This is a genomic window from Brevibacillus sp. SIMBA_040, assembly GCF_046535075.1.
GTDB lineage: Bacteria > Bacillota > Bacilli > Brevibacillales > Brevibacillaceae > Brevibacillus.
Map to the genome: position 1 here is coordinate 413,420 of NZ_JAWRXI010000002.1, position 15,206 is coordinate 428,625.

Annotated in this window: 15 protein-coding genes; all 15 read right to left on the bottom strand. The window is 46.6% G+C overall.

The window, feature by feature from the left end; genetic code table 11:
• Positions 1–69: 69 nt before the first annotated feature.
• Entirely contained in the window at positions 70–504 is a 435-nt protein-coding gene (locus tag SB752_RS04995) for a peptidylprolyl isomerase (RefSeq protein WP_410714608.1), read from the bottom strand.
• Between the two features lie 67 nt (positions 505–571).
• Positions 572–2,845: a bifunctional diguanylate cyclase/phosphodiesterase gene (locus tag SB752_RS05000; RefSeq protein WP_410714609.1), complete on the bottom strand. Its 2,274-nt coding sequence runs from the start codon at positions 2,843–2,845 to the stop codon at positions 572–574.
• A gap of 139 nt (positions 2,846–2,984) precedes the next feature.
• Positions 2,985–4,307, bottom strand: coding sequence for a diaminopimelate decarboxylase (lysA, locus tag SB752_RS05005; protein ID WP_410714610.1), 1,323 nt, complete (start codon positions 4,305–4,307; stop codon positions 2,985–2,987).
• A gap of 337 nt (positions 4,308–4,644) precedes the next feature.
• Positions 4,645–6,114, bottom strand: a complete 1,470-nt coding sequence (locus tag SB752_RS05010) for a spore germination protein (protein ID WP_410714611.1) — start codon at positions 6,112–6,114, stop codon at positions 4,645–4,647.
• Positions 6,068–6,682, bottom strand: a complete 615-nt coding sequence (gene spoVAEA, locus SB752_RS05015) for a stage V sporulation protein SpoVABEA (protein WP_410714737.1) — start codon at positions 6,680–6,682, stop codon at positions 6,068–6,070. Before spoVAEA ends, SB752_RS05010 begins: the two co-directional genes overlap by 47 nt.
• 35 nt (positions 6,683–6,717) lie before the next feature.
• Positions 6,718–7,068, bottom strand: a complete 351-nt coding sequence (gene spoVAE / locus SB752_RS05020; protein WP_103105305.1) for a stage V sporulation protein AE — start codon at positions 7,066–7,068, stop codon at positions 6,718–6,720.
• A complete protein-coding gene (gene spoVAD, locus SB752_RS05025) occupies positions 7,068–8,093 on the bottom strand; it encodes a stage V sporulation protein AD (RefSeq protein ID WP_410714612.1) in 1,026 nt (341 codons plus the stop codon). Before spoVAD ends, spoVAE begins: the two co-directional genes overlap by 1 nt.
• A gap of 12 nt (positions 8,094–8,105) precedes the next feature.
• A complete protein-coding gene (spoVAC, locus tag SB752_RS05030; protein WP_410714613.1) occupies positions 8,106–8,594 on the bottom strand; it encodes a stage V sporulation protein AC in 489 nt (162 codons plus the stop codon).
• Positions 8,595–8,699: 105 nt separating this feature from the next.
• Entirely contained in the window at positions 8,700–9,119 is a 420-nt protein-coding gene (locus SB752_RS05035; RefSeq protein WP_410714614.1) for a stage V sporulation protein AB, read from the bottom strand.
• Complete coding sequence (locus tag SB752_RS05040) at positions 9,116–9,730, bottom strand: stage V sporulation protein AA (protein WP_410714615.1); 615 nt, start codon at positions 9,728–9,730, stop codon at positions 9,116–9,118. The genes SB752_RS05035 and SB752_RS05040 overlap by 4 nt, the downstream gene beginning before the upstream one ends.
• Positions 9,731–9,856: 126 nt before the next feature.
• Positions 9,857–10,612: an RNA polymerase sporulation sigma factor SigF gene (sigF, locus tag SB752_RS05045; protein WP_410714616.1), complete on the bottom strand. Its 756-nt coding sequence runs from the start codon at positions 10,610–10,612 to the stop codon at positions 9,857–9,859.
• 11 nt (positions 10,613–10,623) lie between these two features.
• Positions 10,624–11,073, bottom strand: a complete 450-nt coding sequence (gene spoIIAB, locus SB752_RS05050) for an anti-sigma F factor (RefSeq protein WP_103105311.1) — start codon at positions 11,071–11,073, stop codon at positions 10,624–10,626.
• Positions 11,074–11,075: 2 nt separating this feature from the next.
• Positions 11,076–11,426 carry an anti-sigma F factor antagonist gene (spoIIAA, locus tag SB752_RS05055; protein ID WP_312108699.1) on the bottom strand — a complete coding sequence of 117 codons (351 nt, stop codon included), beginning with the start codon at positions 11,424–11,426 and terminating at the stop codon, positions 11,076–11,078.
• A 146-nt stretch (positions 11,427–11,572) separates the two neighbouring features.
• Complete coding sequence (locus SB752_RS05060) at positions 11,573–12,757, bottom strand: D-alanyl-D-alanine carboxypeptidase family protein (RefSeq protein ID WP_410714617.1); 1,185 nt, start codon at positions 12,755–12,757, stop codon at positions 11,573–11,575.
• Between the two features lie 99 nt (positions 12,758–12,856).
• The gene (locus tag SB752_RS05065; RefSeq protein ID WP_410714618.1) at positions 12,857–14,929 is read right to left on the bottom strand and encodes a methyl-accepting chemotaxis protein; all 2,073 of its coding nucleotides are present in this window, start codon (positions 14,927–14,929) and stop codon (positions 12,857–12,859) included.
• Between the last annotated feature and the right edge of the window lie 277 nt (positions 14,930–15,206).

The following is a 15,206-nucleotide window of genomic DNA, read 5'->3' on the forward strand; positions in this document are numbered from 1 at the left end:
TCTTGTTCGTCTAATAGACACTAAAAACCGGCCCCCTCTTCGGCGCCGGTTTTTTGGGTGTGCAGCTAATTATTCAGCTACAATTTTTACGTTGCTCATTTTGTCGCCTTGCTTGATCGCATCTACATGCTCCATACCGGAAGTGATGCGGCCAAATACAGTATGTACGCCATCAAGGTGAGGGAAGGAATCGTAGCAGATGAAGAATTGGCTTCCGCCAGTGTCTTTACCCGCGTGAGCCATCGACAGCGCACCGCGCAAGTGCTTATGCGGGTTTCCTTTTGTTTCACATTTGATTGTGTAGCCAGGACCGCCAGTACCGGTTCCTTGTGGGCAACCACCTTGTGCAACGAATCCTGGGATCACACGATGGAACGACAGACCGTTGTAAAAGCCTTCGTTGATCAGCTTTTCAAAGTTTGCTACTGTGCCAGGAGCTTCTTGATCAAACAGCTCCAACTCAATTTCATTGCCATTTTCCATGGTAATATGTGCTTTTTTCATATGTAAGCCTCCAAACCTCGTAAAGTTAACGTTCTCATTTTACCATGCGAAGTAGTTGCCGTCCAATTTAACCCTGCATCCGGAGCCGATCCTCAAAAGGAAACTCGCAATCCTTGATAAATACGGTGCCAGCATACGATTTCGCGAGCTGCTTCATGACGGCTGCTTGTTTCGCGATCGCTTCTGCATTTGCGTACATGCCAGGCTGTATATAAACACCAGCCATAGACATGGACAAGACTTCTCCATCCCCCATACGCCGTTTTTCATAAATATCTGCGAAGTAAGGAGTAAAGGCATCCATGATGAAAGAGCCAAGCGCATCAGCGCACTGTACCGAAGTGATGAGAATGAAATCATCACCACCAATGTGACCGATAAAATCAGCACCGCTTCCATATCGCTTCGCTGCCTCTTTTAACAACGCCGCCGTCCGTACGATGATCTGATCTCCGACGTCAAAGCCATACCGATCATTAAACCATTTGAAGTGGTCGAGATCACAATAAATTACCATTTGATCAGCTTTTTGCTTCACCCGTTGATTGAGCTCTCTTTCAATCTGTACATTACCAGGTAAGCCGGTTAGCGGATTTGCGGAGCTGGCCAATTCGAGCTTGATCGATGCCATTTTGTCCAGTAGACTCTGCACAGTAACGATTCCGATATACTCATTTTTGTCTCCTATAATGATCACCACATCGTACAGGTGATGAGCATCCCGCGCCATCGCCCGTCTCGCTACCTCTTCAAGCTTGTCGTCTTTTCCTGCCAGCAGCGGATTGGTATTCATGATTTGTGAAACCGGGCGATCATAGTACAAGGCGATTCCGTACTGCCCTCCCAGTATTTGATAGAGCTGAAAGCGCATAAGAAGGCCAATCGGCTCTCCCTCTTCTAACACAACAATGCTTTCGGTGCGCTGATTTTGTTCAAAAATTTCGTGTATTCGCCGCACTTTTGCATGCTTTTCCACACAGATGGTCTTCGATAATATTTCGGTCATGGCTGGAGTAAATACAATCGGTTCTGCTTGCTCGCTGTTTCGCTTTTCTTGCATAAATCGCAAAAAGTTCATCGCTTGCCCAGACACCTGTGCCATCCCTCTATCCGGCTTTCCGAGAAAATACCCCTGTCCATACACGACTCCAAGATCCATCAATGTCTTTAGTTCGTGCTCTGTCTCAATACCCTCAGCGATGATTTTACAGTTAACCTTGTCAGCAAACTGCACGATCGTTTCAAGAAGCGCCTGCTTAATCGGATCTACATCAATGTTGCGGATAAGCGACATATCCAGCTTGATAAAATCAGGATAGATCTCTGTTATGGATTCCAGACTTGAATAGCCCGCTCCAGCATCATCCACCGCAATCAAGTAGCCTTTTTTTCGATACTCCTCAATAATTTTTCGGAACACAGTGTAATTCGTGATCGCGTGTCTCTCTGTTATTTCAAATACGATATTGTGTGGATTCAGCTCATACTGCTCTAGTAGTGAGAATACCTTTCCACGAAGGAGAAATGGATCATCAATAGCTCTCGGATCGAGATTGATGAACAGCTTTTCTTGTGGGTTTAGGTAGCGCAATTGTTCCAATGCTCTTTTGCGGCAAATATGCTCCAAACGAAAAACAGTGTCCGTTTCTTCTGCGTAGGTAAATAAAGTAGAGGGAGTGGCGAAGGGAGTGTCATGCGGTCCACGTGCCAACGCCTCCCATCCAAGCGCTGCGCCATCTGGCAAATGAATAATCGGCATAAAATGCATCTGGACGTTCTCTTCTGCTAGTAATTTATGAAATTGCGTGACATGCGTATATTTTTCTGATGTGATGCCATATTTCGCCATGTGCACGGCATGCTTCACTGAAGTATACATTTCCTTCACGACGTCCTGACCAGGCAACCAGGCATATCCGATATGAACGCGCAGGTCCTCTCTGTTGACAAAACTGACGTGTCGATTCAGTTGCCTTTCCGCAACCTCCTGAAAATGAATGGAGAGCATTCTGCAATCTTCTTCGCTCGCATTGGCCCCAAAGGAGACATAAATAGCAAAATCGTCGCCCCATAGCTTTTGAATGGCGAGAATATTACCTTTTATCTCAAAAACTTGACGAGATACAACCGGTAAAATTCGTTCAAAAATATGCAGAACACGCTTGGCACTACTATCACCATAACGGTACTCAACATCAGTTAGTTTAACAATATCCACATAAAACATCACTACGCTGCGTCCCTTGTCTACCTCCAGGCCTATGACATTTTTCAGCCAGGCCCGTTTGTCCAGTGAAAAAAAGGGAAAGCGACGAAACCGTTTGATGAGCGTCGACAACATGCTGAATCTATCCTCCTCGCCACCCCCATTATTGCAAAGAAGTCTTAAGTTTCGGTGAATGGATTATGAAGATTGTAAGAATCCCATGCTTGCAAAAAAGCCCTCCTGTATCAGCAGGAAGGCTTTGAAACGTTAAAAGTTAGCGCTGAAGCTGCGCGCGTTTCGGGAGAAGATCATGTCCTACGACATCAGCATACGTCTCACGTTTAACGATTAGATCTGCTTCTCCGTCTTTTACAAAAACAACAGCAGGACGAGCAATGCGGTTGTAATTGTTTGACATCGAATAACCATAGGCACCCGTACTTGGGACCGCCAAAATATCACCAGCTTCAGCCGGAGGAAGCTTGACGTCCCAAATCAGCATGTCACCAGACTCACAGCATTTTCCAGCGATCGAAACAACCTCAGTAGATGGTTGATTCATTTTATTGGCAACGGCTGCTTCGTATTCTGCCTGATAGAGTGCCGGACGAAGATTATCCGTCATGCCCCCGTCGACTGCTACGTATTTGCGTACATTTGGGATTTCTTTTTGTGAACCGATACGATAAAGCGTCGTTCCAGAATCACCGACAATACTGCGGCCTGGCTCAATCCACAGCTCGGGCAACGGAATTTGGCGAGCTTCCAGTTCTCCACGCACCAGATCCGTGATCGCTTTAATATAAGTATGAGCTGGCTGAGGTGTATCGCCCTCTACATAGCGGATACCGAAGCCGCCGCCAACATTGAGTACTTCTGGCAAAAAGCCGTGTTGGTCCTTTGCCTCTCCCAGTAATTCTGTCAACCGTTTTACTGCAACCAGGAAGCCTTCTGTTTCAAAAATTTGCGACCCGATGTGGCTGTGCACACCCAATAAATGAAGATGATTGCTTTCATGCGAAAATTTGATTGCCTCTAGCGCCTGACCATTCTGTACGTCAAATCCAAACTTGGAGTCAATTTGCCCAGTAGAAATGTATTCATGAGTATGAGCCTCTACACCTGGTGTCACACGTAGCAAAACGGAAATCTTTTCGCCGCGCTCCTGTGCCAGCTGATCTAACAAATGGAGCTCATAAAAGTTGTCGACTACAAAGCAACCGATTTTGGCATCCAGCGCCATCACAATTTCATCCAACGATTTGTTGTTGCCATGAAAGTGGATGCGACCTACCGGAAATCCTGCTTGCAATGCTGTATACAGCTCGCCGCCAGACACAACGTCAAGCGAAAGTCCCTCTTCTTCTACCAGCTTGCACATCGCCATCGTACAGAACGCTTTACTCGCATAAGCTACTTGAAAGGAAAAGCCCGTTTGGGAAAACGCGTCAATAAACTGTCGGCATTTACTGCGAATCAAGGCTTCATCGTATACGTAAAGTGGTGTACCGTAGGTTGCTGCCAGTTCAGTTGTTTCGCAGCCCCCAATTTCCAAAATTCCTCGTTCATTCACTCGACTTGTCCCGTGTAAAAACATATTTCGTTCCTCCCCAGTCTCTGACACCGAATCACTACTGCCTCTTTCCTATCCACCTTAATCGTGGCCTGCTCACGAAAAGTGCCGCCTTTTACTAGAAGGCTTTACCATATTAAAGCCCCCAGCCGTCGCCAAGGCACTTAATCATCCAATCAGGAGGGTTTCAACCATGCTGCCGTCCTCGTAAACGAGGCGAAACCATCCATCCTGTTAAAAGAAAGGCAACCGACCTCGAGGTGTCAGTTGCCGAACGTAACGAGCGTAGTAAGGCTTCCCCATCCAATTTACTACACGATAGTTTATTTGACAATGGGTGCCCGTAGTCATTTTCAGAATATTATTGACGGGACGTATTTTGCGAGCGAACAATGCTTGGTCGATTGTTTTTTCGCGGCACCGCAATTCGCACAATGATATCTTTCATTGCTTTGTAATTGAAAGGAATGAACGGCCACAGATAGGGTGTGTTGAGGGAACGAGTGGCAGCAAGTCCGACCAAAACAACGAGGAAACCGATCATCAGACCTGGCGTCGAGAAGAATCCGACCATCAAGATTAAAAAGATACGGATGAGCCGATTGGCCAGGCTCAATTCATAGCTCGGTGTTGCAAACATCCCGATCGCCGCAACAGCCAAATACAAAATTACTTCGGGGGCAAACAAGCCGACTTTAATCGCAACGTCACCAACCAATATTGCCGCCAATAAGCCCATCGCAACGGACAAAGGTGTCGGTGTATGGATCGCAGCCATTCTCATCAAATCAAGTCCAATTTCCGCCATCAAAAATTGCGCCAATAATGGGATACTACCCTTTTGCTTCATTCCGAGAAAATGAAGCGCGTCGGGAATCATCGAAGGGTGCATGACCAACAGAAGCCATATGGGCAAAACGAATACAGAAGCAAAAATACCGAAGAAGCGTACCCAGCGCAAGTATGCACCCACCACCGGCGTTTGCCTGTACTCTTCTGCGTGCTGAACATGATGAAAATAAGTAGCAGGCGTAATCATGACGCTAGGGGATGTGTCTACATAAATCAATACATGTCCTTCCAGCAAATGCACCGCAGCAACATCCGGTCTTTCTGTGTAACGCACCATCGGAAACGGGTTGAACGTCTTTCCTATGATAAATTCCTCTACAGTTTTTTCCGCCATCGGAATACCGTCAATCTGGATGTTTTGCAGTCTTTCCTTTAACGTATCGACGAGTTCCTGGTTTGCTACATCCTGCAAATACGCAACCGCCACATCTGTTTTTGTCCGTTCTCCAATTTGCATAATTTCAAAGCGAAGGCGCTCATCTCGTAGACGTCTACGAGTCAAGACAGTGTTCATTACCAATGTCTCGGTAAATCCGTCATGTGCTCCTCGAACAATTCTCTCCGTGTCCGGCTCCATAGGCGAACGCGTCGGATAAACCTTTGCATCCACCATGATGGCCGTATCATATCGATCAAGAATTAATCCTACTTGTCCGACCAACAGCTTGTCCATGAATTCATCAGTGGTCGAAATCTTCGCGAGCTGAAAATACGGGATGTATTTAAAAAACAGTTGATCGAATAAATGATCCTGAATGTCTCGTTCCCGCAAATCATTCAGATCCCGCATAATTTGTGTAACGATGTTACTGTCTGCAAATCCGTTTATGTAATACAAAAGAAGTCGTGTTCTCCCAACGAAAAACTCATGCACGCCCATGTCAAAGCTAGAACCAATGCCTAGCCTGTCATTTAAGTATGCTTTATTTTCTTCAATTTGGTCCGAGATGGGGCGCCGTTTTTCTGTTACCTGTGTCATTCGGGTCGCTCCTTTCCAGTATCCATTGCACTGCTTTTTTCGTGATTGGACTGCCTTTTTGCAAGCTGTCCTTTCCAAGCATCTTGCCGATATCACCGATACCGATGAGATTAGGAACGTGAAGGGCATTCAGAATATCGACCGTATCGCCGTATATACGGTTCTCAAGCTCTAGACTGGCATTTCCGTCTTTGTCTACAGCTTCTGTCACAACCTGCCCTTCATTATTGACGGAATAAGCTACCCGCGCTCCTTGCACACATCGTGTATTAGAGGCAACTGCAATCGCTCCGATTACCTCGATATCCGGGTGCTTGACCACATACTCGATGGCCTTCTCTCCCCGCCCCTTTCCGAAATCACCATTATCGTCAAACATGACAATCACAGGATCGTAGGCAGCCATTTTAATGAGTTCGACCATCTGATGTCCTCGCAGAGGTGTCGGATTCCCGGCAGATAAGGAAATGCATCGGCCACCGATCTCTCTTGCTATCATTTCCAGCACTTTTTGTGCGACATGATCACCATCCGTTACGAGGATGACTCTTCTTCGTTCTCCCTCCATGTCGCCTCCACCGCCTTCACCCAGCATCATAGCGGCTACCCTTTTGGCTTGAATATAAGGGAAGCAAAAAATCCAAAGGCAATCGCAGCGGATATCCCGGCACTTGTGACCTCGAAAATTCCGGTGGCGACACCGATCAAGCCATGCTGCTCGGCCTCACCTATCGCACCATGATACAGGGAATGACCAAAGCTCGTGATCGGTACGGTAGCTCCAGCCCCCGCAAAGTCGATGAATTTGTCATACACACCCAGAAAATCCAGCACAACACCGGCCACCACAAGCGTACTCATCACATGTGCAGGTGTCAGTTTTCCCACGTCGAGAAGCAATTGTCCGATGACACAAATCAGCCCACCAACGATAAACGCAATTACGTACTCCATCATATGCCCCCTTCCAATGCAACTGCATGAGCGATACACGGGATTGAATTACCCTGCTGGTAGCTTACAGGACTAAGCAGGGCACCAGTGGCACAAATCAGAACCTTTTTTAGCAAGCCCCGATTTAGCTGGTCTAAAATATATCCGTAGGTAACCACAGCACTGCTTGCACATCCACTTCCTCCAGCGAAAACTTCTTGATCAGGAGTGTAAACCATGAGACCGCAGTCATTGTAAACCTGATCCATATCGTATCCCTCTTGCAGCAACAGCTCTTTTGTAATCGGATAGCCTACCGAAGCCAAATCTCCAGTCACGATTAAATCGTAGGAGTCAGGTGTACGTCCCGTATCTTGAAAATGAGTCAAAAAGGTAGCGACAGCCGCAGGTGCCATCGCTGATCCCATATCAAACGGGTCCTTAATTCCCATGTCCACTACCTTCCCCATCGTCGCATAAGTGATCCGCGGACCCTTCCCTCCAATACCAACCAGACCTGCCCCTGCTCCCGTAACGGTCCACTGAGCCGAGGGTGGTTTTTGTCCCCCGTACTCGGTCGGATAGCGATACTGCCTTTCCGCTGTCGCGTTATGACTGCTACAGGCCGCGATTGCTGTGTTCGCATAACCTGCATTGACCAAAGCGGCCGCATTAGCAAGTGTAAGCATAGAGGTCGAGCAAGCACCATACATGCCGAGCAAAGGAATCTCTAGCTTTACAGCCGTAAAATTGGTCGTGATATTTTGATTTAAAAGATCCCCAGCCAGAATGACATCTACATCCTTACCAGTGATTCCTGCTTTTTGAAGCAATGCTGTGATGGCATCCTCCATCAATTGGCGTTCAGCGTCTTCCCAGGTCTGTTGTCCCGCATACATATCGTCATGAATCTTGTCAAAATAGGCTGCCAGAGGTCCCTCCCCTTCTTTCGGACCAACGGCCACAGCCGACGCTTGCAATCTTACGTCTTCAGTAAAATGCCACGTTTGCCGGTTGATTCGAGACACCTGTTTTTGGCTTGCCACTGACACCCCTCCTCAAAAGATCATGTTCATTACGCTTTTCAAGATGCCTGCGATGAAAGCAGCTACCACCCCAAAGACGATGACAGAGCCAGCCAGCTTGAACATGTTCCCCCCTACACCGAGGACCAGACCTTCACTTCGATGCTCGATGGCAGCAGATGCAATGGAGTTCGCAAAGCCTGTCACCGGCACGGCTGAGCCTGCTCCTGCATACTGGCCAATATTGTCGTACACACCGAGCCCAGTTAATAAAACCGCAATAAAAATGAGAGTGGCTACTGTTGGATTACTCGCTGTTTTCTCGGTAAATCCAAAGAAGTAAATGTACATATTTTGCAAGGCTTGTCCCAACAGGCAAATTGTTCCTCCCACCCAAAACGCACGAAGAGAATTAAGCAGGACATTTCGCTTCGGTTGGAATTTGGCAGCTTGCTGTTGATACAGCTGCTTCGTCATTTGCATGGATGCCCCAATGGGTTTTGATTTCGTTTTGGTCGCCATGCCCTTTCACTCCTTCTTTTGCTAAAATACGCGCGCTTTCAGGAAAAACCATACCTATATCTTTCCTATTTCAAAAGATACCTATGAATAGTGGTATTTACCAGTTTACAAATGGAGCAGCCATTGCAGGAGCGAACCCGTTACTTTGCCAAACACAACTGCCATTAACAAGAAGAGCAAATTCCCATCCATCGAAAGACGCTTGGCGAGTATCGGAAAAACGTTTAAGACCTCTGTTAAGCCTGCTGCAAGTGTTCCAACAAAAATCCCTGCAATCAGCCCATAAATGGCTGTTACGAGCACTGGCAATTGCATTCCCCAATCAAAAAAATCAATGAACGTAAAAACGAGAACCCCGCTCACCAGCGCCCATTCAAAACCGCGAATATACCGGTGTGCATTCGTGAGTTGAGTGAGGCGAGGAATGATATCGAGTACGGTAATGAAGGCCACAAAGCCGCTTCCCACCGCCAGTCCTCCACCTAGCCCTATCAGTACCATGAGCAAGCATGCACCAAGGCTCATGTTTTGGTTCGCTGATTTTCCTTGTTTTCGTTTTGCAAATAATACTGATCGAGATTTTGCTGGTACATGAACAACTCGACTTCCAGTGGGCTAGGTTCTTCGTTAATTTTTTTCTTGAATATATGGTTAAAAAACAAAATCATTCCTAGTCCAATCCCAATCGAGTACGGGATTTGCAACCAGAGCGGCTCCTGACTTTTTTGACCGGTGATGAGATAAAAAATACGTTCGTGGACCTGAGTCATACTCACGTCGGTGTGAAAGTTCATAATGGCAAGCCCCGACCCGATAAATAACACGAGCCACACGATCGCAACGAGAACCGGATTTGCTTTTTTCCGTGGATTTTGCACCTCTACAATAATTTGCGGGGAGCCTTGAATATCTAATTCTGCCTCTGGATAAACCTGACGCAGCCTCTGAATCACTTGCATAATATCGATGATGATTAAATTACCGTCCTTTGGTTCCACGCGATAAATCGGCATTCGCTTAATCGCCTCTTCACGTTCGCCATCCCAGTAAATTTGGCAAATATCTCCCAGCGTGATCAACGCCCCGGGTTTTACTGCCAAACGTTTTCGCAGGCGCAGAAATAACGCTTCCTTCATGAAAGCTCCCTCCTTTCCCTTTTTTGTGCGTTTTCCCCGCTAGTATGTGCCACCTCCTAAAAGCCATGCAAAAAACACCAAAGCCATAGCGCTCTGGTGTTTCCTGAACTGCCCTTAAGAAGTAGGCTAGTTTTCAATTTGCTCCTTGATCGTTTGCAGAATTCGCTTTTCCAAACGGGAGACCTGGACTTGGGATATGCCCAGCCTCTCTGCTACTTCGGACTGGGTCTGATCCTTATAGTAACGCAAGTACACGATCAGCTGCTCTCGCTCGCTCAGACGACTGATTGCATCTTTCAGGGCTATCTTTTCAAACCATTTGTTTACACCTTCATCTGCGATTTGATCAATGAGCGTAATAGGATCCCCATCATTTTCAAAGACTGTTTCGTGGATGGAGGAAGGTGCTCGATTCGCTTCCTGTGCAAAAACGACTTCCTCCGGTGTAATCCCTACGGCTTCAGCTACTTCAGCAATCGTCGGAGCACGCCCGAATTGCTTGTACAGCTCGTCCTTTGTTCTTCGCACCTTGTTTGCTGTTTCCTTGAGAGAGCGGCTTACTTTTACCGTTCCGTCATCACGTAAAAAGCGTTGGATTTCTCCAATAATCATCGGAACCGCATAAGTGGAGAACCGTACATCGTAGGATAGATCAAACTTATCTACAGCTTTTAGCAAGCCGATACAACCGATTTGAAACAAATCATCCGCTTCATATCCACGGTTGATAAAACGCTGTACGACAGACCAGACCAGCCTAATGTTGCTGTTCACTAGAAGTTCGCGGGCATGGGCGTCTCCGGCCTGGCTCTTGGCGATCAGTTCCTTCACTTGGTCATTGGTCAGAAATGGTTGACTCGCGTTTTTGATATCGGCACCCATTGGCACTACCCCTAATTTTGTAAGGCTTTGGCAAACGACAGGCGTTTGGTCAGGCGCACGGTTGTACCTTTTCCAATCGCAGTCGCCACTTCCAAAGAATCCATGAAATTCTCCATAATGGTGAAGCCCATTCCAGAGCGTTCCAGTTCCGGTTTGGTAGTGTAGAGTGGCTGCATAGCCTGCTCTACATCCTCAATTCCTTTTCCATTGTCTTCCACGACAACCTCCACCGTTCCCTCATCAATGCGCACAGATATATGTACCACACCCTCGGGATTCTCGTCATATCCGTGAATAATAGCGTTTGTAACCGCCTCGGAAATAACGGTTTTCATTTCTTCGAGCTCATCCATCGTAATATCCAGATGAGAGATGAACGAAGCCACTGCCACACGGGCAAATGCTTCATTTTGGCTCAATGCAGCAAACGATACGGACATGAAATTACGCTGTACTGTCATTTTTACGCCACCCCCAGAACAAGCAATGCGTCTGCTTCGTTTTCACGGAATTTGATTACCTTAAACAATCCTGACATCTCAAAAATGCGATAGATGGTTGGATTAATCGAGCAAACATACATTTCACCGGAACGAGCAGAGATTTGCTTAAACCTGCCCAAAATGACACCGATTCCGGAGCTGTCCATGAAAGCCAAATCCGCCAGACTCAATACGATATGACGGATCTGGGGGGTTCGTAAAATATCATCTACCTTGCTTCGCAGCTCTTCTGCCGTATGATGATCCAGCTCTCCTTGCAAGCGGATTACCAGCACATCCTGCCGGGTCTCCATCGCAATGCGCAAACTCATGGCTGACTCACTCCTTCTCCCGTATTAGCTGTCTCTTTCTTCTTTCGATTAACCAATTCCTGCCAGTCGACAAAAGAACAAAAAAATCGAGTAGCCACATCTGCTTATTCGAGGCAACTCGATTCTTTTCGCGCTCATGATGTCCGCTAGTAGCTGATTAAAACATTCTTGGTGGTCCGCTTGAGAATCTCCCACATGCCTGCTTTTTCAATCGTTTGTTCGGGATATAGATCGATTCTGTTCACTTCTTTTCCATCCTTGGTGCGGATGAAAATGTGTCCCACTACCTGATCCCTGCCAACAGGAGCATTGACCGTCTGTTTGATCACTACTTCCTTACTGAATGAATCCGCTGACTCTCCTCTTTTCATAAGAAGGCTGACCGCGTGCGGGGTGACCACATTTATTTGCGGCGTTTTGCCCTTGTCGACGGTGAGCTGCTCTACGGTTTCCCCTTTTTTGTACATTGGCATCACTTGATAATGGGTAAACGCATAGTTGAACATCGTCGAAACCTCATTGTTGCGTGTCTTCACATCAGGCACACCCATGACGACAGCGATAATCCGCATGTTATTGCGTTTGGCGGTTGCTGTTAAGCAGTATTTGGCTTCCCCTGTGTAGCCTGTCTTGAGACCGTCCACGCCTTCATAAAACCTCACGAGACGATTTGTATTGACCAACCAGAACGGGTTTGACGAGTCCTTGCGCAAATAGTCCTGATACGTTCCCGTAAATTTCGTAATTCCTTCGTGCTTCAATAGCTCTCTGGACATAATAGCAATATCAGCTGCTGACGAATAATGATTAGGAGCTGGCAGGCCATTCGAATTGACAAAATGGGTATTTTTCATCCCGAGTTGCTGCGCTCGCTCATTCATTTTGGCGACAAAGCTTTCTTCTGTTCCGCTTAGATGCTCTGCCATAGCTACAGAGGCATCATTTCCTGAAGCAATGGCGATCCCTTTGATCATATCTTCTACAGCCATTTCTTCACCAGGCTGCAAGAAAATTTGGGAGCCTCCCATTGATGCTGCCCGTTCACTCGTCCGAACCTTATCCGTGAGCTTTAGCTCACCACGTTCTACTGCTTCCATAATCAAGAGCATCGTCATTACCTTGGTAATGCTTGCGGGTGGCATTTTTTCGTTCGCGTTCTTTTCATACAACACCGTACCCGTGTCCGCCTCTATCATCATGGCCGCTTTCGCATTGGGGGCAAAATTCATTTCGCCAGTTTGCGGTCCAGCCTTTTCTGCTGCGACAGCTAGTGGAGAAAAGATGGTGAAAAGCATGATGAAGCATAGAGCGATGTATCCATTCCGTTTCATAGCAGTCTCTTCCCTCCATTCATGGTTTTATTCTCACCAACCACAGAGGAAAATATTCACAACAAAAATCCCTTCTGCCTCGTCAGAAGGGACTCTTTATTAGATGACAAAACGACTAACATTTTGTGTGAGATCGTCAGCCATGTTTTTCAGTTGTTCTACGTTTTCATTAATGCGAGCAATGGAGTTCAGCTGCTCATCGACGGTTTCAACAACACCTGTAATGGAATCACTGATTTCGTCTGACATATATGCCAGCCTGCGCATCGAATCGGTAACGACTTGGTTGCCAGCTGCCATTTCTTCAGAGGTAGCAGTCATGGATTCGCTTTGCTCTGCTGCTGCTTGAATCTCTGCCACGATATTTTGGAAAGCAGTCCCAACGGATTCTACAGACTGCAGGCCGCCACCCACCATGGTCACGATTTCGTCCATGTTTTTGCTCATATCCATAGCTTCATCGTTAATAGAATGGGCGATAGACGCAATACGCTCTGAGAAGGAGCTGCTCTCTTCCGCCAGCTTGCGAACTTCACTTGCAACGACAGAGAAGCCACGACCTGCATCGCCTGCACGAGCTGCTTCAATCGCTGCATTCAGTGCCAACAGGTTTGTTTGAGAAGCGATGCTTGAGATCATTTCTACGATGCTCGTAATTTGACGGGCACGCTCCCTAAGACTATGCATTTGCAGCGCTGTACGTTCCACTTCATTTGTAGCTCTTCGTACCGTACCGATAACATTTTCAACCAGCTGCAAGCCGCCCTGGGCACGCTCGAATGTACGTGTTGTTGCAATCGAGGTAGATTCAGCAGCGATTGCGACTTGCTCTACGCCTTGAGAAATCTCGGAAACAGTATTGGCTGTTGCTTGTACCTCGTTTGTTTGGGTTGAAACACGCTGGGCGATCGTCGAAATATTATCTGTAATTAAGCTGATTGCACCTCTGTTGTCTTGGGCGATCTGTGTCAGCTCATCTGTCGCTACATTAAGCTGGGTAGCTTGTCCCTGGACCAAAGCAATAAGCTTGCGCAATTCTGCGGCCATCTCGTTCATCTTACGTCCTACCATCGCCAGCTCATCATTGCCATTTACTTTTACATTTACGTCAAAGTGCCCAGCACCGATTCGGTCCATATCCCTAGCAATCGCAAACAGGGAAACGCGAATCCTCTTCGCAAACCACCAAATCAACCAGACTGAGATAGCGATAATCGGCAAGCTGAACAGAACGAAGTAGATCCACATTTCATTAACTTCACCATATACTTCGTCAACTCCTGATGTGAGCACTACGTCCCACTTCAGCATCGAGATCGGCGCGAATGCAGCGAAAGCGTCGATCCCATGGTCTTCGTAGATCAAGCTTTCACTCGATTCTTTTTGCATCAATTCTAGCATCTCTGCATACTCTGGCTGCTCAGCAAGTGACAGGTTGTTGTTATTCTCCGGATTTTTATGGGCGACAACCAACCCGTCCGGACGAACGATAAACGCGTAGCCATTTTGCATGAACGGAATCTCAGGTATCTTTTGAATCATCTGGTCAATCGTAAAGCCTACTACGAAAATACGGCTTGTGTCTTTATTCTTTTCTCCTACCGGTGTCGCAATATAAAGAAAACTTTTGTTAATCCCTTTAACGACTTCTTCATCGGAAACGACAGTTCCCCCTGAGCTGATCGCCTGTTGGAAATATTGCTTTTGCTTGAAATCGATTTCATTTTTCCCGGTAAGCGAGTACAAGGATTTCCCGGTATTGGAATCAATCAGGTAGATTTTCGATATTTCACGATGGGCCTGACGCATCAAGCTGAATTGCTCCATAATTAATGGCTCTAATTCCGTCATCATTACCCGCTTGGAAGCAGCAGACTCAGCAGACCCAACGATATCTTCCAACCAATCCTCCATATTTTCTGCGTGCTGTTCGGCCAACATTTTCGCTTGTTTGGACGTAATACTAAAAAGCGTGGACTTGGAAAAAGAAATAGATATGTATTGCAGAGAACCAATAATGATAAGTACGAGAATCAAACCAAAGACGATCATTTTTGTTGCGAGTGAACCCTTCATCTGCTTAGACGAAAATTGACTCAAGGATTTCATTTGTGAAAAAAATGATGATGCCATCCCTTTCACTTTCCATCGCGGCGACAAAAATTTACTCATGTTGCCTGCCTCCTTATTGTTTTTCCACTATAATTTTACCAATGCAAGCATGTAGTAGTCTCAACTTTGCCCTGCCCGCCATGCAAACCAAAGCCACAGCTGTATGTATGCCAGTATCCTGAAAATTTTTATACGAACTGGGTTCGTATAAAAAACAAAAGGAAACAGCTATCTTTCATTCTCTACCCTTTTTCCACTATCTGCAAACCTTTTTTTACAAAAAATTCTTGTTGAGTGTCATGAAACCGCTATCGTGTTTTAGGGTAAGAAAACCTCT